Source organism: Mycobacterium sp. D16Q16 (assembly GCF_002013745.1).
Lineage (GTDB): Bacteria > Actinomycetota > Actinomycetes > Mycobacteriales > Mycobacteriaceae > Mycobacterium.
Window position 1 is genome coordinate 59,302 of sequence record NZ_MAEY01000021.1, and the last position, 19,862, is coordinate 79,163.

The window sequence follows — 19,862 nt, forward strand, 5'->3', positions numbered from 1 at the left end:
GCCTGGACGGTATGGCAGCCCAGCGTTTCGAATCGGATGTGTACGCCAACCGCCTGCGACGTGCCGCCCAGGAGGCCGCGGCGGCCGGGGTGGCGGGACTGGTGATCACACCCGGATATGACTTGAGGTACCTGACGGGGTCGCGCGCGCAGACCTTTGAGCGGCTCACCGCATTGGTGGTGCCCGCCTCGGGAACGCCCTCTGTGGTGGCCCCACGGATGGAGCTTGCGGCGCTGCAAGATTCGGCGATCGGGGATCTCAACATCCCGATCAGCGATTGGGTCGACGGTGAGAATCCCTACGAGCTGGTGCGTGCGGCATTGGGTGGTGCGGGCGGTGCTGTGTCAGGCACCGTGGCGGTCACCGAGTCGATGCCCGCAATGCATCTGCTCCCGCTGACCGAATTGATCGGGACGGTGCCGGTACTGGCCACCGGGGTGCTGCGCCGACTGCGCATGGTCAAGGATGCCTCAGAGATCGATGCGCTGCGCAAGGCGGGCAGCGCGATCGACCGGGTGCACGCCCTGGTGCCCGAGCTGCTGGTGCCGGGGCGCACGGAGGCACAGGTGGCTGCCGATATCGCTGAAGCGATTGTGGCCGAGGGGCATTCGGAGGTCGCCTTCATCATCGTGGGTTCGGGCCCACACGGGGCCGACCCGCACCACGAGTGCTCCGAGCGCGAGCTGCGGGCCGGGGACATCGTGGTGGTGGATATCGGCGGCAGCTACGAGCCGGGTTACAACTCCGACTGCACGCGTACCTACAGCATTGGTGATCCTGACCCCGATGTGGCTCAACGCATTTCGATTCTTGAGCAGGCCCAGCAGGCCGCGGTTCGGGCGGCTCGCCCTGGTGTGAGCGCGCAGTCCGTGGATGCCGCCGCGCGCCGTGTTCTCGACGAGGCGGGGATGGGCGAGGCGTTCGTGCATCGCACCGGACACGGCATCGGGCTGTCGGTCCACGAGGAGCCGTACATCGTGGAGGGCAATGATCTGATCCTGGAGCCGGGAATGGCCTTCAGCATCGAGCCGGGCGTGTACTTTCCGGGACTGTGGGGCGCGCGGATCGAGGACATCGTCATCGTCACCGAAAACGGTTGCGAGTCGGTGAATTCACGGCCACACGGCCTGACGGTGGTGCCGTCCGGCCGCTAATCAGCCGGGGTGTCGCCGCGGTTCAGCAGATCCGAGGAGCCCAGCACCCGCTCGATCTTGACCTCGATGACCACCCGCTGCGGGTTGACGCGGGGAGTGCGGTAACGCTGCGCGTAGCGCAGTTCGGCGTCGCGCACGGCTTCCTTGTCGGTGACGACGGCGGCCGTGCCCTCCAGGGACAGCCAGCGGGCTCCGTCGACCTGACTCAGCACGGCGAGGCCACCGCGCTCGGCGTTGACGGCCTTCTGCGACCCGCCGGTGGTGATGACCCGCGCGATGTGAGTCGCGGGGTCGAAGGTGAAGCCGACGGCCACCACATGCGGGCTGTTGTCCTGCCGCAACGTGGTCAGCATCGCGAGATGGCGCTCGGAGAGGAACGCCAGCGCATCATCGGTAAGTCGGGTCGTAGGGGTGTTCGCCATCAACTCTCACGCTAGCGCAGGACATAATCGCTGACGTGACCGACACGGTGCGACACTCCGGCCAGCTTGGGGATGAACCGCGTCCGGGAAGACCGTCGACGGTGGTGATTTTCGGTGGCCGTAGCGAAATCGGGCTCGAGGTGGCTACGCGCCTCGCGCCGGGAAATGCCGTGGTTCTGGCCGCGCGCCGGGCCGAGGACCTGCAGGAGGAGGAACGACGCGTCCGTGACGCCGGTGCCGTTGCCGTCGACTGCGTCGAGTTCGACGCGGACCGGCTCGACACCCACGAATCCGTGTTGGCCGCGATCATCGAGCGACGGGGAGCCATCGATGTGGCGGTGCTCGCGTTCGGGCTGCTCGGCGACCAGACGCGCGCGGAAACAGATCCCGCTCATGCGGCGGCCATCGTGCACATCGATTACGTGGCACAGGTCGCCCTGCTGACTCAGTTGGCGGTTCGCATGCGCGGTGCCGGCCGCGGCGCGCTGGTGGTGTTCTCGTCGATCGCCGGATGGCGGGTACGGCGCGCCAATTACGTGTACGGATCCGCCAAGGCGGGACTGGACGGATTCGCGAGCGGTCTGGCCGATGCCCTGCACGGTTCCGGCGTACACCTGTTGATCGCGCGCCCGGGCTTCGTGATCGGGCGGATGGCGGCGGGCATGTCCCCGGCGCCATTGGCGAGCACACCGCCCCAGGTGGCAGAGGCGACCGTGCGGGCGCTGCGGCGCGGGAAGCGCACCGTGTGGATCCCGCGAGCACTGGGAACGTTGGCATTCGTCATGCGGTGGGTACCGTCGTCGGTATGGCGCAGAATGCCGCGATGAGTCCCTCGGGCGAAGAGCATCGAACTCAGATGATTACCGTGGTCGGGATAGGTGCGGACGGGGTCGACGGGCTATCGATGCGTTCTCGCCATGAATTGCAGCGTGCATCAGTCATTTTCGGCTCATTGCGCCAGCTGGAACTGCTGGCCGCCGAATCTCTGGCCGCCGAATGCCGAGTATGGCCCTCCCCGCTGCTGCCCGCGTTGCCCACCATGTTCGACGGTCTCGGTGACGTCCACGTCCTTGCCAGCGGTGACCCCATGTTGCATGGCGTTGGCACCACACTGACCCGGCTGTTTGGCGGCGAGCGGGTGCGGGTGTTTCCGCATGTATCCAGTGTGTCGTTGGCCTGTGCCCGAATGGGTTGGGCGGTGAACGATGTCGAGATCATCAGCCTGGTGAACGCGCCGGTCGACTCCGCCCGCAGGTTCGGCGGACGGGCGGTGGTGCTGAGCCGCAATGCCAACACTCCCGGGGACCTGGCGCGAGCCTTGACCCGAGCCGAGCTGGGCGACTCGCGGTTGACGGTCTGGGAACAGTTGGGCGGTGCGGCCGAGCGTTCGTTCGCCGGTGCCGCCCGCGGTTGGGATCATTCACCCGGCGACGCGTTGAATGTCATTGCCGTCGAATATGTTCCGGAGGTGGAGGGCACCGTCCTGCCGCTGGTCGCGGGGCTGCCCGAGGACGTGTTCGAGCACGATGGGCAGATCACCAAGCGTGAGATCCGGGCGGTCACTTTGGCGTCGCTGGCGCCGCGGCCGGGCCAACGGTTGTGGGACGTGGGCGCGGCCTCGGGCAGCATCGCGATCGAATGGTCACGCAGTGGCGCCGGCTGTAACGCCTCGGCCTTCGAGATCGAGTCGTCGCGGCGGGCCGCCATCACGGCCAACGCGGAGAAGTTTGGCGTCGATATCGAGGTTTTCGGCTCGGCGCCAAAGGATTTCGAGCAGGCCATGGCCCCGGACGCGATTTTCGTCGGTGGCGGCGTTACCGGACCCGGATTGCTTGAACGCTGCTGGGATCGGTTACCGAGCGGCGGCCGCATTGTCGTCAACGCAGTGACCGCGGAATCCGAAGCGCTTTTGTTGCAATGGTATTCCGGCCACGGGGGAGAGCTGCGCAGGTACCGCATCGAGGATGCCGCCCCCCTCGGTGGTTTTACCAGCTGGAGATCCCGGCTGCCTGTCACGCAATGGAGCGCGGAAAAGCCATGACGGTTTATTTCATCGGTGCCGGACCGGGCGCCGCCGACCTCATCACGGTGCGCGGGCAGCGGATCCTGCAACGGTGCCCGGTCTGCCTGTACGCGGGATCGATCATGCCGCGTGATCTTTTGGAGGTGTGCCCGCCGGACGCCCGGATCATCGACACCGGGCCACTGACCCTGGATGCGATCATCGGCGAGATATCCAGCGCCGACGCGCAGGGACTCGATGTCGCTCGGCTGCACTCGGGTGACCCCTCGCTGTACAGCGCCGTCGCTGAGCAGTGCCGCCGGCTGGATGCCCTCGGCATCGGTCATGAGATCGTGCCGGGTGTTCCGGCCTTCGCCGCCGCCGCGGCGGCGTTGGGCACCGAGCTCACCGTTCCCGGCGTCGCGCAGACCGTGACGATCACCCGGGTGTCGACGTTGTCCACCGCGATGCCCGCCGGCGAAGATCTGCGCACCCTGGCCGCGCCGGGGGCGACCCTGGCGTTGCATTTGGCGGCGGCTCAAATCGATACCGTGGTGGCTGATCTCGTCGCTGGGGGATACTCGCCGCAGACACCGGTTGCTGTGGTGGCGTATGCCAGCTGGCCATCCGAGATCATCCTTCGCGGCACTCTCGCGGATATCGCCGGGCAGATGACGGAAGCGGGTGTCACCAAGACGGCGGTCATTTTCGTCGGGAAGGTGCTTGCGGCAGAGGGTTTTACCGACAGCTATCTGTACTCGGCGGGACGCCGTAGAGGGGCTTCGCACTGATGCACCCATTAAGAAGAGTCTTGATCCTCGGAGGTTCGGCGGAGGCGCGCCAGCTGGCCGAGCGGCTGGTACCCCGCTTCGATGTCACCACCTCGCTCGCGGGGCGGGTGCGCAACCCGGCGGTACCGGCGGGCGAGCTGCGCGTCGGAGGATTCGGTGGCGAGGTAGGTCTGCGGACATGGCTGTTGGATAACAACATTGAAGCGGTGGTCGATGCCACCCATCCGTTCGCCGCGACGATCACCGAGAACGCCGTGGCGGCCTGCGGACGGCTGGGCATCCCTCACCTCATCCTGCGCCGCCCACCCTGGCCGACAGGCGATGCGACGGTGGTCTCTTCGGCGGCAGAGGCCAAGGATGCGGTGGTGGCGCAGGGTTTTTCGCGGGTGTTCCTGACCTCGGGACGCTCGAGCATCGGGGCGTTTCTGTTCTCGGACGCCTGGTTCCTGATCCGTGTGGTGGAGCCGGTGCCCGCCGACGAGCTACCCGAGCGGCATCATGTGTTGTTGTCGCGCGGGCCGTACTCGCTCGGCCAGGAAACCGAGCTGATGCGCCAGTATGAGATCGAAGTTCTGGTCACCAAGAACAGTGGGGGGACAATGACCTCCGCCAAGTTGGAAGCCGCTGCGGCGCTGGGTATTCCCGTCGTGATGATCGACAGGCCGGCATTACCGGAGAACGTGACCACCGTGACCACCGTGGACGCTGCGCAGCAGTGGGTTACGGAGCGGGATAACGCCGAGGCGTGAACACCTGAGGCCCGGAATCGGTGTCCTGCCACTGAGTCTGCGAGGAACCGATGATCAGCAGGGTGCGCATGTCCACCGCTGACGGGTCGAGCTCACCCAGCGTCGTCACCCGCACGGATTCTCCCGCGCCGCCGACATCGCGTCCCAACACGACCGGCGTCGCTGGGTCGCGGTGTTCCAACAGCACATCACGCATGGACGCCACCTGCCATGTCCGCGACTTCGAGGCCGGGTTGTACACGGCGAGCACGAGATCTGCGGCCGCCGCGGCACGTAGGCGGGATTCGATGATCTCCCATGGTTTGAGGCGATCGGACAGCGAGATCACCGCGTAGTCGTGGCCCAGGGGTGCCCCCACCCGGCTGGCCACGGCCTGCGCTGCCGTCATCGCCGGGAGCACCCGCACCGTGACATCGGGCCACGCACGGGCCTCTTCCATCACTGCGGCGGCCATCGCGAATACACCAGGGTCGCCAGAGGACACGACGGCCACCCGGCGCCCGCCCGCCGCGAGCTTGAAGGCCAGTTCGGCGCGTGCGGGTTCGTCGCGGTTGTCGCTGGCGTGACGAACCTGGCCGTCCCGGGCGGGGATGCGATCCAGGTACGGGCCGTAGCCGATGAGATCGGTGGCGCGCGCCAGTTCCTGACGGACCTCGGTGGTGGTCCAGTCGTGATGGCCCGGGCCCAATCCGACCACCGTCACCATCTCGTCGAGCCGGGTGTCGGTGATGGGTTGCGCCCCGGGAACCAGGACCAGTGAGAAGTACGGCACCGAGGACGGGTCGACATCGGCGGCGGGAAGCACCCGCTGCTCCGTGGTGCTGGCCCGCTCTACGTAGTAGGCGCGATCGAGCACGCCGGCGGTGTCCAATGCCTGTCGCACGGCGCCATACGAGCGGCCCAGTTTCATGATGACCGCGGCATCCGAATCGCCGAGTCTGCGGGCGATTTCGTCGGCCGGCAGAGTGCCGGGGATGACGGTGAGAATCTCGTCGCCCTCGACCAAGGGCGTCCCCGTCGCCGCGGACGCGGCGCTGACCGACGTCACACCGGGGATGATGACCGCATCGAATCTGTCGGTCAGACGGCGGTGCATGTGCATGTACGAGCTGTAGAACAGCGGATCGCCCTCGGCGAGCAATACCACATTGCGGCCCGAATCCAAGTGGGCGGCAATCCGATTCGCGGACTCTTCGTAGAAATCATCGATCGCGCCGCGGTATCCGCCCGGGTGCTCGGTCGTCTCGGTGGTGACCGGGTAGACCAGATGCTCCTCAAGCTGGCCGGGCCGCAGATACGGCTGCGCGATCGAGCGGGCAATGCTGCGCCCATGCCGTGCGCTGTGGAACGCCACCACATCGGCCTCGCCGATCACTCGCGCCGCCTTGACGGTCACCAGCTCGGGATCGCCGGGGCCCAGGCCCACGCCCCACAGGGTTCCTCTACTCATTCCTTATCGCTCGCCATCGCGTTCACCGCGGCGGCGGCCATCGCGCTGCCGCCCCGCCGACCCCGTACCAGGAGGTAGTCCATGCCACGCGGACGGTCGATCAGCTCCTGTTTGGACTGTGCCGAGCCGACGAAACCGACCGGGCCGCCCAGGACGGCCACCGGGGGAGCAACCCCTTCGTCGATGAGTTCGAGGATGCGGAACAGCGCGGTGGGGGCATTCCCGATCGCGGCGACCGATCCGGGCAACCGATCGGCCCAGAGGTCCACGGCGGCAGCCGATCTTGTGGTTCCGGTGCGCTGGGCCAATTCCGCGGCGCGCGGATCGGCCACCAGGGACACCACCTCGTTGTCGGCGGGGAGGCGCAGGCGGGTGATCCCGGCTGCGACCATCGACGAATCACACAGGATCGGGGCACCGGCGTCCAGGGACGCCCGGGTGCGTGTCACCACGTCGGGGGAGAAGGCGATCTCGCCGGGCAGATCCACCTGCCCGCAGGTGTGAATGAGCCGGACCACCACGCGCGCGACGTCGTCGGGGAATGCCGACAGATCGGCCTCAGCCCTGATGGTCGCGAACGATTGCCGATAGATCTCGGCTCCGTCTCGCACGTAGTCAAGCACGCGCTCACCCTACGGGTGCCGCTCCAGCGGCCGATAACCCAGCTCCGTCGCCACCAGCACCTGGCCTGTGGCGGGGGAGCCGCAGGCGCGTGGACAGCCAACCCAGTGCCGATGCACCGGGGAATGGATTCCGCTGGCGATCTCCTCGGCGACTTCGAGTCGCACATCGGCGTGCACGTCGGCCCGCGAGCGCCCACATCCGGGTAGTCCGGTGCATGAACTGGCATTGAGCCAGGGGGAGCGTTCGTCGAACACCAGGCCCAAAGGCGCCAGCACCCGCAGTACCACGTCGGCGTCTTCGTGGGGCAGATCGCACAGCAGTACAGATCGCCACGGGGTGATGACGACAGGTTTTTCGGCCGCCGCCAACAGCGCGGCCACTCTCGCCGGTAGCTGACCCAACGGAACCGCGGCGCCCAGTGTCACCATGTCGCTGGCAGAGTTACCCGAGGAAGGCTGCTCGATCCATCCCACGGGTGCACGTACCGTGGCCGTCGGATGAGGTGGGCCTTCGATCAGCGTCGCGCCGATCGCCTGAGCAAGGGTCTCCGCCGCGTCCGGCAGCTCCGCCACGCGCCACGCGTTCCCGCGGATGTGCACGAACGCCTGCGCGATCGCGAGCACGCGTTCCACGGCGGCATCTGGGTCGTCGATGCACACTGACGTGGTGCGGCCGTCGAGAATCAGTCGCCATCCACCTGGGTAATGCCGCAGTCCGATATCGGCCCCCATGGCCGTCATATCGCCCCGCCCGTCATCGAGGCTGAACAAAAAACGCCCCGGCAGGTCGGCGAGAACGGGAGCAGAGATCAGCCCGCGGTCCAGCGCGACGACCAGCGGACGCACATCGGGAAAGTCGCCGGACCGACCCGACAGCGGTGAGGCCACGATGTTGCGTACCCGTTCATGGCTCGGCGACGGCAGCAGCCCGGCCTCCGATAAGAGGGTGCCCACCGCATCCGCATCACGGATCGATCGCAGCTGAACATTGCCGCGGGAGGTCAGTTCCAATACCGGCGCGCCATAGTCGCCGGCCGCCTTCGCCAACGCGGCCAACTGCGCTGACGTGACCATTCCGCCGGGCAGCCGGATGCGTGCCAACGCTCCATCGGCAGCCTCGTGTAGACGCAGCGCGCCGGGGCACGCGTCGTCTGGGCTGGAGCGGGTCACCTACTCACCGTAGGACTACGGTACGAATGTCCTGTGAGCAATGCCCCGATCCTGATCCTGTCGACATCCGACACCGACCTGCTGAGTGCGCGTGCCAGTGGTGCGAACTATCGATGGGCCAACCCTTCTCGTATCCACGTCGACGACCTGCCGGCCCTGCTGGACGGGATGGGGACGGTGGTTGTTCGGCTTCTTGGTGGCCGTCGCGGTTGGGAAGAGGGCATCGATGCCGTCATCGCCTCCGGTGTGCCGGCCGTCGTGGTCTCCGGTGAGCAGGCTCCCGATGCCGAGCTCATGGAATGTTCGACCGTCCCGGGCGGCGTGGCCCTACAAGTGCACCGGTACCTGGCCGAGGGTGGGACGGCGAATCTGCAGCAGCTGCACGCCTTCTTGTCCGACACCGTGCTGATGACGGGAATCGGCTTCGAACCGCCGACGACAAACCCCGCCTGGGGGGTGCTACAGCGTACCGCCCGGAATGTCGACGGTCCCACCATCGCGGTCCTGTACTACCGCGCTCAGCAGCTGGCCGGAAACACCGCGTACATCGAGGCTCTCTGCACCGCCATTGAAAACCTTGGAGGACGGGCGCTTCCGGTGTATTGCGCCTCGCTGCGGACCGCGCCGGCGGAGCTTCTGCAGACCCTGGCGGCCGCCGACGCCATGGTGGTCACCGTGCTGGCCGCCGGTGGTGCGACTCCCGCGGCAGTGGGGGCCGGCGGAGCCGACGACGAGTGGAATGTCGGCCACCTTGCGGCCTTAGATATCCCAATCCTGCAGGGGTTGTGCCTGACCAGCCCCCGCGATGATTGGGACGCCAACGACGACGGTATGAGCCCGTTGGACGTCGCCACCCAGGTCGCGGTTCCCGAATTCGACGGACGCATCATCACCGTGCCCTTCTCGTTCAAGGAGATCGACAGCGACGGCCTTATCACCTACGTTCCCGACGCGGAGCGTTGCGCACGGGTGGCCGGTATCGCACTGCGGCACGCAAAGCTTCGATCCATCCCCGCCGGCGAGCGTCGGATAGCGGTGGTGTTCTCCGCGTATCCCACCAAGCACGCCAGGATCGGCAACGCGGTGGGACTGGACACCCCGGCGAGCGCGGTGGCGCTGCTGACAGCGATGCGTGCGGCGGGCTATGACGTGGGCGCCGACGGTGACATCCCCGGACTGCCCGCTACCGGTCGGCCCGCGACGGACGGCGACGGGGACACGCTGATTCATGCGCTCATCGAACGGGGCGGCCAAGATCCGGACTGGTTGACCGCGGAACAGCTGGCGGGCAACCCAATTCGTGTACCCGCGCGACAGTACCGGGAGTGGTTCGCGCGGCTGGCGCCCGGGCTCGCCGAGCAGGTGGTCGAACACTGGGGCCCACCACCGGGAGAACTATTCGTCGACACCAGCGTCAACCCCGACGGCGATATTGTGATTGCGGCGTTGCAAGCAGGCAATATCTTGCTTCTCGTACAGCCGCCGCGTGGATTCGGGGAGAATCCGGTAGCCATCTACCACGACCCCGACCTGCCACCCAGTCACCATTACCTCGCCGCGTACCGCTGGCTGTCGGCCGGACGCGAGGAGGGCGGGTTCGGCGCCGATGCTCTGGTACACCTGGGCAAGCATGGCAATCTGGAGTGGCTGCCCGGGAAAACCGTTGGCCTGTCGGCAGATTGTGCTACTGATGCTGCGATCGGTGATCTGCCGCTCATCTACCCTTTCCTGGTAAACGATCCGGGCGAGGGCACTCAGGCCAAAAGGCGCGCGCACGCGACCCTGGTCGACCACCTCATCCCGCCCATGGCCCGCGCCGAAACCTATGGGGATATAGCGCGTTTGGAGCAACTGCTCGATGAGCACGCGAACATCTCGGCGCTGGACCCGGCGAAACTGCCGGCAATCCGCCAGCAGATCTGGACGCTGATGCGTGCGGCGAAGATGGATCACGACCTGGGGCTGCAGGAGCGCCCCGACGAGGACGTCTTCGATGACATGTTGCTGCATGTCGACGGATGGCTCTGTGAGATCAAAGATGTGCAAATCCGCGACGGCCTGCACATTCTGGGCAGCGCGCCCATCGGGGGAGCTCAGGTTGATCTGGTGCTGTCGATCCTGCGTGCCCGACAGATGTGGGCCGGTGAACAATCGGTACCCGGATTGCGTCAGGCGCTCGGACTGGCCGAGGACGGCACCGACGACCGTGGGCGCGTCGATGAGATTGACCAGCAGGCGCATTCGCTGCTGACGGCGCTGCAGGCTACGGGCTGGAATCCCGGCGCGGTGGACGATCTCACCGATGACCCTCAGGTCGCGCAGATCCTGCGGTTCGCGGCGGCCGAGGTAGTGCCCAGGCTGGACGGAACCAACGGCGAGATTGACGCGATCCTGCGCGCTCTGGACGGCCGGTTCATCGAGGCTGGGCCCTCCGGCTCGCCGCTGCGGGGGCTTGTCAACGTGCTGCCTACCGGGCGCAATTTCTACTCGGTGGACCCCAAGGCGGTGCCGTCGAAGCTGGCCTGGGAGACCGGGCAGGCCATGGCGGACTCGCTGCTGGAGCGATACCGCACCGACTATGGAGATTGGCCGCGGTCTGTAGGTCTTTCGATATGGGGTACCTCGGCGATGCGGACCTCCGGTGACGATATCGCCGAAGTTCTTGCACTCCTGGGTGTTCGGCCAGTGTGGGATGAGGCCTCCCGGCGCGTGGTGAGCCTGGAGGCGATCTCCCTGGCAGAACTCGGGCGCCCACGGATCGATGTCACGGTGCGCATTTCCGGATTCTTCCGCGACGCCTTCCCGCATGTGGTGACCATGCTCGATGACGCGGTCGCGCTGGTGGCGGGTCTCGATGAACCCGCGGAGCAGAACTATCTGCGGGCGCATGCCGAATTGGATCGCGCCGAGCATGGGGATTGGCGACGCGCCACCATGCGCATCTTCGGTTCCAAGCCCGGCACTTATGGCGCAGGACTACTTCAGCTGATCGATAGCCAAAACTGGCGCAACGACTCGGATTTGGAGCAGGTCTACACCGCGTGGGGCGGATTCGCTTATGGTCGTGGATTGGATGGTGCCGCCGCGAGTGAAGATATGCGTCACCAGTATCGCCGGATCGCGGTCGCGGCGAAGAACACCGACACCCGCGAACACGATATTGCCGATTCGGACGACTACTTCCAGTACCACGGCGGCATGGTCGCCGCGGTGCGCGCACTCACTGGTAAGGCTCCGGCGGCGTATATCGGTGACAACACCCGACCGGACGCTGTGCGTACCCGCACGTTATCTGAAGAAACCACAAGAGTTTTCCGTGCACGTGTGGTCAATCCGCGGTGGCTGGAGGCGATGCGCCGGCACGGTTACAAGGGCGCGTTCGAAATGGCGGCCACCGTCGACTACCTGTTCGGGTACGACGCCACCGCGAATGTGATGGCCGACTGGATGTACGAGCAACTCACCAACAGCTATGTGCTCGATGAGCAGAACCGCAAGTTCATGCAGCAGTCCAACCCGTGGGCGCTTCATGGCATTGCCGAGAGGTTGCTGGAGGCGGCCAGTCGGGGCCTGTGGGAGAACCCGGATCAGCAAGTTTTGAGTGATTTGCGCTCAGTGTTCTTGGAGACCGAGGGCGAGCTGGAGTCGTAGCATCGGAGCATGGCCCGGAATATCGGCTTGGACATCGGCACCGTAGCGGCCGGCCGCTACATTCTGTTGACCACATTCACCAAAGATGGTGTGCCCAAGCCAACTCCGATGGGCTTCGTCGCCGAGGGCGATGAGCTCTTGCTGACCACGAGTGCGAACACCTGGAAGGTCCGAAGGATCCGGCGAGACCGGAAGGTGAGAGTGGCCGTCTGCACGCAGCGCGGCCGGGTGATCAGTCCGGTTGCCGATGCCACTGCGGTGATCGTCGAGGATCCGGCCTCGGTGGCGCGTATCCGGGAGGCGGTGGTCAAACGGTACGGACTACCCAGCCGGATCGTGACGGCGTGGTTGGACCGGCGCAACGGCGCCAGAGTCGGTATTTCGGTGACGCTCGGCGCGCCGGAAACGCTGTGAGGTTCCTAGACTGATCGGCATGGGTGCGAACCTCCCGGTGCCGACATTCGACGACGTCTGTGCCGCCAAATATGTCCTGTTGACCACCTACACCAAGGACGGTCACGCCAAACCGGCCGCGGTGTGGGCGGCACCCGAGGACGGCGAGCTTCTCGTGTGGACGGAAGCCAACTCCTGGAAGGTGCGCCGGATCCGCAATACCCCGCGCGTAACGCTGGCCGTCTGCGATGTGCGTGGCAAGGTCCGCAGCGGCGAGATCGAGGGCACCGCACGAGTCCTGGACCCCGACGGGACCGAGCGGGCGCGGGCGGCCATCACCCGGAAGTACGGCCTGCTGGGGTGGGTGCTGGTCAAGGCCAGCGTGCTGCGTCGAGGCACCAGCGGCACCATCGGGCTAGCCATCACCGCCTGACCCGGAACGCCGAACCGGGAACCCGGCGACGGGCCGGTGCGTTGTCCGGGTATGTGGCCAGGCCTGTTTCTCCTGTATGTGATCGTCGAGGTGTCCGCCCTGGTGGCGTTGACCTCGGCGGTGGGCATCGGCTGGACCATCATCGCCGTCGCCGCGGCCTTTGTCGTTGGTCTGATACTCGCGGGCTCGCAGGCCCGGCGCGCCGTGGATCAGCTGCGGCGGGGAGTGCGATCCCCCGGGGGCGCCGTCGCGGACGGTGCGCTCATCGCGCTCGGAACTGTCGCGGTGGTGATCCCGGGGCTGGTGTCCTCGGCTATTGGGCTGCTCATGCTGTTGCCCCCGACCCGTGCCGTCCTGCGGCCGGTGCTGACCCTCGTCGCGGCACGGCAGCTGAGCCGGCGCGCGCCCCTCATCACCGTCATTCCCGCCGGATACGGCGCGTTTCAGGCCAGCCGAACGCGGCCGAGCACCGTCGACTACATCGATGGTGAGGTCGTCGACGTGGCGGAAGATTCAGGCGAGCAGACCTCCAGGTACCGTCCCGGCCACGACCTGCCTGCGTAGACGTCCCTCGAACCCGGCAGAATTACCGAGTGCAGACTCAACTGCTCGTCAACGCGCGCGTGCATAGCCCGTCGCATCCGGCGGCGACCGCCATGGCCGTGACCGGCGATATCATCAGCTGGATCGGCGAGGACGACCTTGGTCGCGCAGAGTTCCCCGGCGCCGACATCGTCGACCTGGAGGGTGCCTTCGTCGCGCCCGCGTTCGTCGACGCCCACGTTCACCTCACCGCTCTGGGGCTGTCCATCATCGGGCTCGACCTGTCCGACATGACCTCACGCGAGCAATGCCTGGCCCGACTGGCCGCGTACGCCGGTGAGCATGCCGATGAGGTGATCTGGGGACACGGCTGGGACGAATCGCGATGGCCGGATCGGGAACCGCTGAGCACCGCCGAACTGGACGCGACAGCACCCGGCCGGGCCGTTTACCTCACCCGTATTGATGTGCACTCGGCCGCGGCGTCGACGGCGCTGCGCCGGCAGGTACCGGGACTTGCCGATGCCACGGGATTTCACCCCGAGCGTCCGCTGGCCGGGGCGGCTCACCACCTATTGCGGGCACACGCCCGCGGTGCGCTCTCCGTCAACGGGCGGGCGCGGGCACGGCGCGCGGCCCTCGACAGCGCGGCATCGCTGGGCCTGGTGTCGGTGCACGAATGCGGCGGGCCCGAGATCGGTGGGCTGGATGATTTCCGGGAGCTGTTGGCCACCGAGCATGGCGTGCAGGTCACCGGATACTGGGGTGAGCCAGCCCGCGACCCCGATCACGCGCGCGAGCTCATCGCCTCGACGGGGGCTGCCGGTCTGGCCGGTGACCTCTTCGTCGACGGCGCGCTGGGATCGCATACCGCCTGGCTGCAGGAGCCGTATCACGATGCGCCGCACACCTGCGGCACGATGCATCTGGACGCTGAAACGGTTGAGACGCATCTGGACTCGTGCACGCAGGCCGGCATCGCCGCAGGGTTCCACGTGATCGGCGACGCCGCCGTCACTCAGGTGATCGACGCGCTGGGCCGTGTCGCCGACCGTTATGGCGTGCCGGCGGTGGCTCGGTGTGGACATCGTCTTGAGCACCTCGAAATGGTCTCCGCGGCACAGGCCGAGCAACTCGGTCGCCTCGGGGTGATTGCCAGCGTGCAACCGGCATTTGATGCTCTCTGGGGTGGCCCAGATGGCATGTATGCGGAACGACTCGGCCCGGACCGAGGTGCTCAGCTAAACCCGCTGGCGCTGTTAGCATCCCAAGGCGTGCCTCTCGCGTTCGGTTCTGATGCCCCTGTCGCGCCCATGGATCCGTGGGTGACGGTGCGGGCAGCGGCACATCACCGCACCGCAAGCAGTTCCGTTTCGGTCCGCGCGGCATTCGGTGCCGCGACCCGGGGCGGCTGGCGTGCGCAGGGCGTTCATGACGGCGCGACCGGCACGTTGACGCCGGGAGCGCCTGCCAGCTATGCGGTTTGGGAGACAGGGGACTTGACCATCAACACCAGCCAACCGGGAGTGCAGCGGTGGTCCACGGACCCGCGCTCGCGGGTCCCGGCCCTGCCGGACTTATCGGACGCCGCTGCTGTGCTCCCCACATGCCTCCGGACCGTGCACCGCGGCACGGTGATCCATGGCTGAAGAAGCTGTCGGCGAATCCGTTGACGAGACTGTTGGCGAGGACATCGCGGATCGCGGTGTGGAGGCCAACGTTCCGGTAGACGAGGAGCCGCAGGCTCCGGGCAACGCCGGTCCCTCACGCGGTGCGGCCTTCGCCGGTGCGGTGCGTGCACGCGCTGTCGCGTTCGGCACGGCCTGGCTGCGCGCGGCGACCCGTCAGGGCGCGGCGTTGATCGGGGGCCTCGCATTGTGTGCGAGCTTCCCGCCGTGGGGTTACTGGTGGGCCGCGTTCCCGGCACTGTCGATCCTGGGATTGGTGTTGTGGTCGCCGAAGACCAGGTTGCGCGGCGGGCTCGGGTACGGCCTGCTGTTCGGTCTCGCGTTTTACATCCCGCTGCTGCCCTGGACAGGCCAGCTGGTCGGCGCCGTCCCGTGGCTGGCGCTGTCCTTGCTCTGTGCGACCTGGGTGGCCCTATTCGGTGTCTTGGCGGTCGCCGTGCGGAACCTGCCGGGTTGGCCGCTGTGGTTCGCCGCCGCGTGGTCCGCTGCCGAATGGGGTAAAGCGAGCGTTCCGTTTGGCGGGTTCCCTTGGGGCCGTATCGCTTTCGGGCAGGGCGACGGTCCAATGCTGAGCCTGGCGCGATACGGGGGAGCGCCGTTGGTGTCCTTCATGGTTGCCCTGGGGGCCTTCGCGGTGACCGCACTCGGTATCGAGATGTACCGCTGGTGGCGAAGCCCATCCTTGGGTCCGGACGGCGCCCGGCCGATGCCCTCGGTGCTGCTGCCCGGAGCCTGCGTGTGTCTTGTGCTGTTCGCCATGGCGGTGAGCTGGCAGCAGGTTCGGCACGCGAGCCACGGCGCCACGGATGGTCGGACCGTCACCGTCGCCGCGGTGCAGGGGAACGTTCCGCGTTTGGGGCTCGATTTCAACGCTCAACGCCGCGCTGTGCTCGACTACCACGTCAAGGAAACCCTCCTGCTGGCCCAGGACGTGAAGGCGGGCAAGGCTCCGGCACCTCAGTTCGTCGTGTGGCCGGAGAACTCCTCGGATATCGATCCGATCCGCAACGCCGACGCGGCCGAGGCCATCACCGAGGCATCACAGGCCATCGGTGTGCCCATCCTGGTCGGCGGCGTGCTGCGGCACCCCGATTCCACCCCCGAACAGCCCAAATCGATCAATTCGATCATCGTGTGGGATCCGAACACCGGCCCGGGGGAACGTCATGACAAGCAGATCGTGCAGCCGTTCGGAGAGTATCTGCCGTGGCGGAGTTTCTTCGCGCACTTCTCGGAGTACGCCGACCGCGCCGGGTACTTCGTGCCGGGAGACGGCAACGGTGTCGTCACCGCCGGTGGAGTGAAGATCGGTGTGACGACGTGCTGGGAGGTCCTGTTCGACAGGGCAGCGCGGCTGTCCACCCTCAACGGTGCCCAAATTCTGGCGGTGCCGAGCAACAACGCCCTGTTCGGCAGTGCGATGAGTGAACAGCAGCTGGCCATCTCCAAGGTTCGGGCGGTCGAGCACGACCGGGAGGTCATCGTCGTCGGCACCACCGGGATCAGCGCATTTATCTCTCCCGATGGTGTCGACGCGGGCCGCACCAAGTTTTTCGAACCGGCGTACATCGACATGCAAGTGCGACTGCACGACGACCTGACACCCGCCACACAATGGGGTCCCTGGATCGAATGGGCACTTGCTGTGATCGCTGGACTTGCCGTCCTGGCCTCGGCTGGCCTGGCGATACTGCACAATGGAGGGCTGAAGAGGCCGGAACGTGAGGTAGAGCCGGCCTCACCGATTAAGGAGACCTGACCGGAGTGGATCCCGTGACCGAACGTCCGAGCGCCCGGACCCTGGTGATCATTCCGACGTACAACGAGCGGGAGAATCTCCCGCTGATCCTTGGTCGGCTGCACAAGGCGCAACCCGATGTCCATGTGCTGATCGTCGATGACGGCAGCCCTGACGGCACCGGTGAACTTGCTGACGAGGCCGCGCTTGCCGACCCGGATCGCGTGCACGTCATGCATCGCAAGGAAAAGGGTGGCCTGGGAGCCGCCTACATTGCCGGCTTCGGTTGGGGCCTGGCCCGTCAGTATTCGGTGCTGGTGGAGATGGACGCCGACGGCAGTCACGCTCCTGAACAGCTGTCGCGGCTGCTCGATGCCGTCGACGCTGGAGCCGATCTGGCGATCGGTTCTCGCTACGTCCCCGGGGGCACCGTCGTCAACTGGCCCTGGCGGCGGTTGGTGCTATCCCGCAGCGCGAACGTCTATGCGCGGCTGGTGCTGGGCGTCAAGCCCCACGACATCACTGCGGGATACCGCGCGTACCGGCGTGAGGTGCTCGAAAAGCTGGATCTGGCGGCCGTCGAATCACACGGCTACTGCTTCCAGATCGACCTCACTCTGCGCACCATCGCGCACGGTTTCGAGGTTGCCGAGGTGCCGATCACCTTCACCGAACGCGCCATCGGTGAATCCAAGATGAGCGGATCGATCATCAACGAGGCCCTGGTCAAGGTCACCAAATGGGGTATCAGCAGTCGCCTCGATCGGGCGCGCGGCATCAATCGCTGAGGTACTCAGCCTTCACGCGTTGCGGGCCATCAGGCCGCCGTCGACGGGAATGACCGTGCCGGTGAGATAGGACGCGGCCGGCAGGCACAGGCTCAAGGTCATGTGTGCCACTTCCTCGGCGCGACCGTAGCGCCGTAGCGCGGTGCGCCGGCGGGCATAGGTGTCTTTGTCTTCGGAGGAGATCGCTGCCGTCATCGCGGTATCGATCGGCCCTGGGCAGATGCAGTTCACCGTGATGCCGTCGCGTCCAAGGTCGACGGCCAAACTCCTGGTCAGACCAGCCAGGCCGGACTTGGCCGCGACATATGGGCTGTCGTACGGGGTGGCGCCGAGAGCCTCCGTGGAGGCGATGTTCACCACGCGCGGGGCAGGGGAGTTACGCAGGAACGGAAGCGCCGCACGGACAATCCGTTGGGGTGCGGTCAGATGAACGGCCAGTGAGCGCGCCCAGGTCTCGCCGTAATCGGGGTCATCGAGGGACCTGAATGCCGCGAAACCGGCGTTGTTCACCACAATGTCCAGCCGGCCGAATCGCTCGGCGACGGCCGTCACCACCTCGGTGATCTGGGCATCATCGGTGACATCCAGTGCCCAAGGGGCGGCGGAATCGCCGATCTCAGCGGCGACCGCCTGTGCGTCCTCCAACCGAAGATCGGTGACCGCCACAAACGCGCCGTCCTCGGCGAAAACCCGGGCAGTTGCCTTCCCCATGCCGCTGCCGGCACCGGTGATGAGAACTGCCGAACCCGCGACGGATCTGCCGGAGGCACTCATCAGGCGAGTTACGCTGCCGCGCCCTAGCCCCTGCGACGGCCCTTGATCAGTTCCAGACGCTCCTTGAGCAGCTCGTCGAGTTCCTCAACGCTGCGGCGCTCCAGGAGCATGTCCCAGTGCGTACGGGGGGGCTTGACCTTCTTGGGCTCGGGCACATCGCCGTCGAGGAGGGTGCCTTCCAGGCCATTGCGGCACGCCCAGTTGGCAGGGATCTCGGCATCGTGGGCGAAGGGAACGTCGAACTCTTCACCGTTGTCGGTGCGGTAGCGAGCCATGCGGCGGGGCGCCAGGTCGTGGTCACGATCGGTTTCGTAGCTGACGGCGCCGAGTCGGCTGCCCCGTAGAACACGATCTGCCATGTGTACATCTCCTCTTCACTGCGGGTCTCTGCGGATCGGATCCCGCGCTCGAATTGCTGGTGGCTGTCTACCTCAACGCCGTACCCGCGCCATTAGTTCCCTGTTCGCGCAGGTTGTGGCCCTCATTATAGCTGGTGAACGCCGTTGTGGCGGTCACCGCTTTGCGTCTGCGACGCGTGGCGGGGTATCACGATTGCCCGAGTTAGGCGCGCTGTGCCGTGGTGATAGCTGCCCGGCCATCGGCGGGCGATCGGCTGGCATAGGTCGGTGCGTACCGCTGCAGTAGTTCGCGTGTGGTCAGGTGCTTTTGGCACTGGAACCCATGCGAGGCCAGCAGTGCGTCGGCGTCACCCGCGGTGAGGCCCGTCAGGTATGGCTCGCCAAAACGTGCGGCCGCCTCGGTCCACAGTCGGGCGCGTACAGACTTGCTGTCTCCACCGGTGACGACACTGGTGTCGAGGTAGTCGAAAACCAGCAGGCTCCCGGGCGCGCAGACCGTCGCGAGGTCGGCAAGTGTCGCGTCCAGTGCGTCCTGGGTGAGGTAGGCAGTCACACCGAGCCAGATGAACAGGCTCGGCCGGGTGGGATCGAATCCGTGGGCGAGGAGTCTTTCGCGCAATACGTCGTGTTCGAAATCGCAGGGCACCCAAACGATCTGATCGTTGTCATCGGGTGAACGGAGCTGTTCCATGACGGCGCGTTTGTCCGCTTGGGTGGTGGGCGCGTCGACTTCGAAGATCCTGACCGAACCGTGTGCCGCCCGCCGCAACGTGGTGGTGTCGAATCCGGCGCCCAGCAGCACAACCTGATCGACACCGTCGTTGATGGCGGCATCGAGGACATCATCGGTGTAGCGCACCCGTAAGACCAGGAAGAAGTGACCCGCAGCGCCGAACACAGATTTCAGTACTCCGATAAAACCGCGCGCCACCAATGGATGGATCAAACAGGCCCGTAGCAGGGGGCTGCGGATGAAATGCCGTGAGTACGGATCGTCGAGCAGGCGCCGCCGTGGCGGCTGCAACGTTTCCGCCGCGCGTTGGGCCGCGCAGGATTGCGCCGTAAAACTCGCCCGACGATCAAGACGACGACTACTCACACCGGTCTCCGCTTCTGGTGGCCAACACATTCCCC

At 66.5% G+C, this 19,862-nt stretch carries 19 protein-coding genes; 12 read left to right on the forward strand and 7 right to left on the reverse strand.

Translation table 11 applies throughout. The annotated features are described in order from the left end of the window. The first annotated feature begins 11 nt into the window (after positions 1–11). The gene (locus B4394_RS19510) at positions 12–1,154 is read left to right on the forward strand and encodes a M24 family metallopeptidase (protein ID WP_078316003.1); all 1,143 of its coding nucleotides are present in this window, start codon (positions 12–14) and stop codon (positions 1,152–1,154) included. Here B4394_RS19510 and B4394_RS19515 read toward each other — a convergent pair. Further along, on the reverse strand, positions 1,151–1,576 hold the full coding sequence (locus B4394_RS19515; RefSeq protein ID WP_078311707.1) for a F420-dependent biliverdin reductase: 426 nt from the start codon (positions 1,574–1,576) through the stop codon (positions 1,151–1,153). The genes B4394_RS19510 and B4394_RS19515 overlap by 4 nt on opposite strands. 101 nt (positions 1,577–1,677) lie before the next feature. Between B4394_RS19515 and dprE2 the strand changes: the two genes are divergently transcribed. The 4 genes from dprE2 to B4394_RS19535 are packed head-to-tail and all read left to right on the forward strand — an operon-like array spanning position 1,678 to position 5,118. After that, on the forward strand, positions 1,678–2,403 hold the full coding sequence (dprE2, locus tag B4394_RS19520) for a decaprenylphospho-beta-D-erythro-pentofuranosid-2-ulose 2-reductase (RefSeq protein ID WP_078311834.1): 726 nt from the start codon (positions 1,678–1,680) through the stop codon (positions 2,401–2,403). After that, positions 2,400–3,617, forward strand: coding sequence for a precorrin-6y C5,15-methyltransferase (decarboxylating) subunit CbiE (gene cbiE / locus B4394_RS19525; protein WP_078316016.1), 1,218 nt, complete (start codon positions 2,400–2,402; stop codon positions 3,615–3,617). Before dprE2 ends, cbiE begins: the two co-directional genes overlap by 4 nt. Next, complete coding sequence (cobM, locus tag B4394_RS19530; RefSeq protein WP_078316004.1) at positions 3,614–4,369, forward strand: precorrin-4 C(11)-methyltransferase; 756 nt, start codon at positions 3,614–3,616, stop codon at positions 4,367–4,369. The genes cbiE and cobM overlap by 4 nt, the downstream gene beginning before the upstream one ends. A 20-nt stretch (positions 4,370–4,389) precedes the next feature. Beyond that, positions 4,390–5,118 (forward strand): cobalt-precorrin-6A reductase, encoded by a 729-nt coding sequence (locus tag B4394_RS19535; RefSeq protein WP_078316005.1) that lies wholly within the window; start codon positions 4,390–4,392, stop codon positions 5,116–5,118. Here the strand turns inward: B4394_RS19535 and B4394_RS19540 are convergent. The 3 genes from B4394_RS19540 to cobG are packed head-to-tail and all read right to left on the reverse strand — an operon-like array spanning position 5,090 to position 8,361. After that, complete coding sequence (locus tag B4394_RS19540; RefSeq protein WP_078316006.1) at positions 5,090–6,568, reverse strand: precorrin-2 C(20)-methyltransferase; 1,479 nt, start codon at positions 6,566–6,568, stop codon at positions 5,090–5,092. The genes B4394_RS19535 and B4394_RS19540 overlap by 29 nt on opposite strands. Further along, on the reverse strand, positions 6,565–7,191 hold the full coding sequence (locus tag B4394_RS19545) for a precorrin-8X methylmutase (protein WP_078316007.1): 627 nt from the start codon (positions 7,189–7,191) through the stop codon (positions 6,565–6,567). Before B4394_RS19545 ends, B4394_RS19540 begins: the two co-directional genes overlap by 4 nt. A gap of 9 nt (positions 7,192–7,200) precedes the next feature. Further along, complete coding sequence (cobG, locus tag B4394_RS19550; RefSeq protein ID WP_078316008.1) at positions 7,201–8,361, reverse strand: precorrin-3B synthase; 1,161 nt, start codon at positions 8,359–8,361, stop codon at positions 7,201–7,203. 33 nt (positions 8,362–8,394) lie between these two features. Between cobG and cobN the strand changes: the two genes are divergently transcribed. From cobN to B4394_RS19585, 7 genes are all read left to right on the forward strand, one after another. Next, positions 8,395–12,012: a cobaltochelatase subunit CobN gene (gene cobN / locus B4394_RS19555; RefSeq protein ID WP_078316009.1), complete on the forward strand. Its 3,618-nt coding sequence runs from the start codon at positions 8,395–8,397 to the stop codon at positions 12,010–12,012. Positions 12,013–12,021: 9 nt separating this feature from the next. Next, positions 12,022–12,426, forward strand: coding sequence for a PPOX class F420-dependent oxidoreductase (locus B4394_RS19560; protein ID WP_078311700.1), 405 nt, complete (start codon positions 12,022–12,024; stop codon positions 12,424–12,426). Positions 12,427–12,436: 10 nt separating this feature from the next. Further along, positions 12,437–12,838, forward strand: a complete 402-nt coding sequence (locus B4394_RS19565; RefSeq protein ID WP_078311699.1) for a PPOX class F420-dependent oxidoreductase — start codon at positions 12,437–12,439, stop codon at positions 12,836–12,838. A 51-nt stretch (positions 12,839–12,889) separates the two neighbouring features. Further along, positions 12,890–13,402, forward strand: a complete 513-nt coding sequence (locus B4394_RS19570) for an FxsA family protein (protein ID WP_078311698.1) — start codon at positions 12,890–12,892, stop codon at positions 13,400–13,402. 92 nt (positions 13,403–13,494) lie between these two features. Then, positions 13,495–15,030, forward strand: a complete 1,536-nt coding sequence (locus B4394_RS19575; protein WP_078316017.1) for an amidohydrolase — start codon at positions 13,495–13,497, stop codon at positions 15,028–15,030. Further along, complete coding sequence (gene lnt, locus B4394_RS19580) at positions 15,023–16,828, forward strand: apolipoprotein N-acyltransferase (protein WP_078316010.1); 1,806 nt, start codon at positions 15,023–15,025, stop codon at positions 16,826–16,828. Before B4394_RS19575 ends, lnt begins: the two co-directional genes overlap by 8 nt. A 5-nt stretch (positions 16,829–16,833) precedes the next feature. Next, the gene (locus B4394_RS19585) at positions 16,834–17,595 is read left to right on the forward strand and encodes a polyprenol monophosphomannose synthase (RefSeq protein ID WP_078311696.1); all 762 of its coding nucleotides are present in this window, start codon (positions 16,834–16,836) and stop codon (positions 17,593–17,595) included. A 12-nt stretch (positions 17,596–17,607) separates the two neighbouring features. Here B4394_RS19585 and B4394_RS19590 read toward each other — a convergent pair whose 3' ends face one another. The 3 genes from B4394_RS19590 to B4394_RS19600 form a co-directional block, all read right to left on the reverse strand. Further along, the gene (locus tag B4394_RS19590; RefSeq protein ID WP_078316011.1) at positions 17,608–18,369 is read right to left on the reverse strand and encodes an SDR family NAD(P)-dependent oxidoreductase; all 762 of its coding nucleotides are present in this window, start codon (positions 18,367–18,369) and stop codon (positions 17,608–17,610) included. A gap of 23 nt (positions 18,370–18,392) precedes the next feature. After that, entirely contained in the window at positions 18,393–18,728 is a 336-nt protein-coding gene (locus B4394_RS19595) for an RNA polymerase-binding protein RbpA (protein WP_043079148.1), read from the reverse strand. 202 nt (positions 18,729–18,930) lie between these two features. After that, positions 18,931–19,827, reverse strand: coding sequence for a class I SAM-dependent methyltransferase (locus tag B4394_RS19600; RefSeq protein ID WP_078311694.1), 897 nt, complete (start codon positions 19,825–19,827; stop codon positions 18,931–18,933). Positions 19,828–19,862: the final 35 nt, after the last annotated feature.

Bases quoted from the DNA above. Each gene is read 5' to 3' on its own strand.
- cobM (WP_078316004.1), top strand. From the start codon at position 3,614: ATGACGGTTTATTTCATCGGTGCCGGACCGGGCGCCGCCGACCTCATC.
- B4394_RS19515 (WP_078311707.1), bottom strand. From the start codon at position 1,576: ATGGCGAACACCCCTACGACCCGACTTACCGATGATGCGCTGGCGTTC.
- B4394_RS19560 (WP_078311700.1), top strand. From the start codon at position 12,022: ATGGCCCGGAATATCGGCTTGGACATCGGCACCGTAGCGGCCGGCCGC.
- B4394_RS19570 (WP_078311698.1), top strand. From the start codon at position 12,890: ATGTGGCCAGGCCTGTTTCTCCTGTATGTGATCGTCGAGGTGTCCGCC.
- B4394_RS19510 (WP_078316003.1), top strand. From the start codon at position 12: ATGGCAGCCCAGCGTTTCGAATCGGATGTGTACGCCAACCGCCTGCGA.
- lnt (WP_078316010.1), top strand. From the start codon at position 15,023: ATGGCTGAAGAAGCTGTCGGCGAATCCGTTGACGAGACTGTTGGCGAG.
- B4394_RS19540 (WP_078316006.1), bottom strand. From the start codon at position 6,568: ATGAGTAGAGGAACCCTGTGGGGCGTGGGCCTGGGCCCCGGCGATCCC.
- B4394_RS19575 (WP_078316017.1), top strand. From the start codon at position 13,495: ATGGCCGTGACCGGCGATATCATCAGCTGGATCGGCGAGGACGACCTT.
- cbiE (WP_078316016.1), top strand. From the start codon at position 2,400: ATGAGTCCCTCGGGCGAAGAGCATCGAACTCAGATGATTACCGTGGTC.
- B4394_RS19590 (WP_078316011.1), bottom strand. From the start codon at position 18,369: ATGAGTGCCTCCGGCAGATCCGTCGCGGGTTCGGCAGTTCTCATCACC.
- B4394_RS19595 (WP_043079148.1), bottom strand. From the start codon at position 18,728: ATGGCAGATCGTGTTCTACGGGGCAGCCGACTCGGCGCCGTCAGCTAC.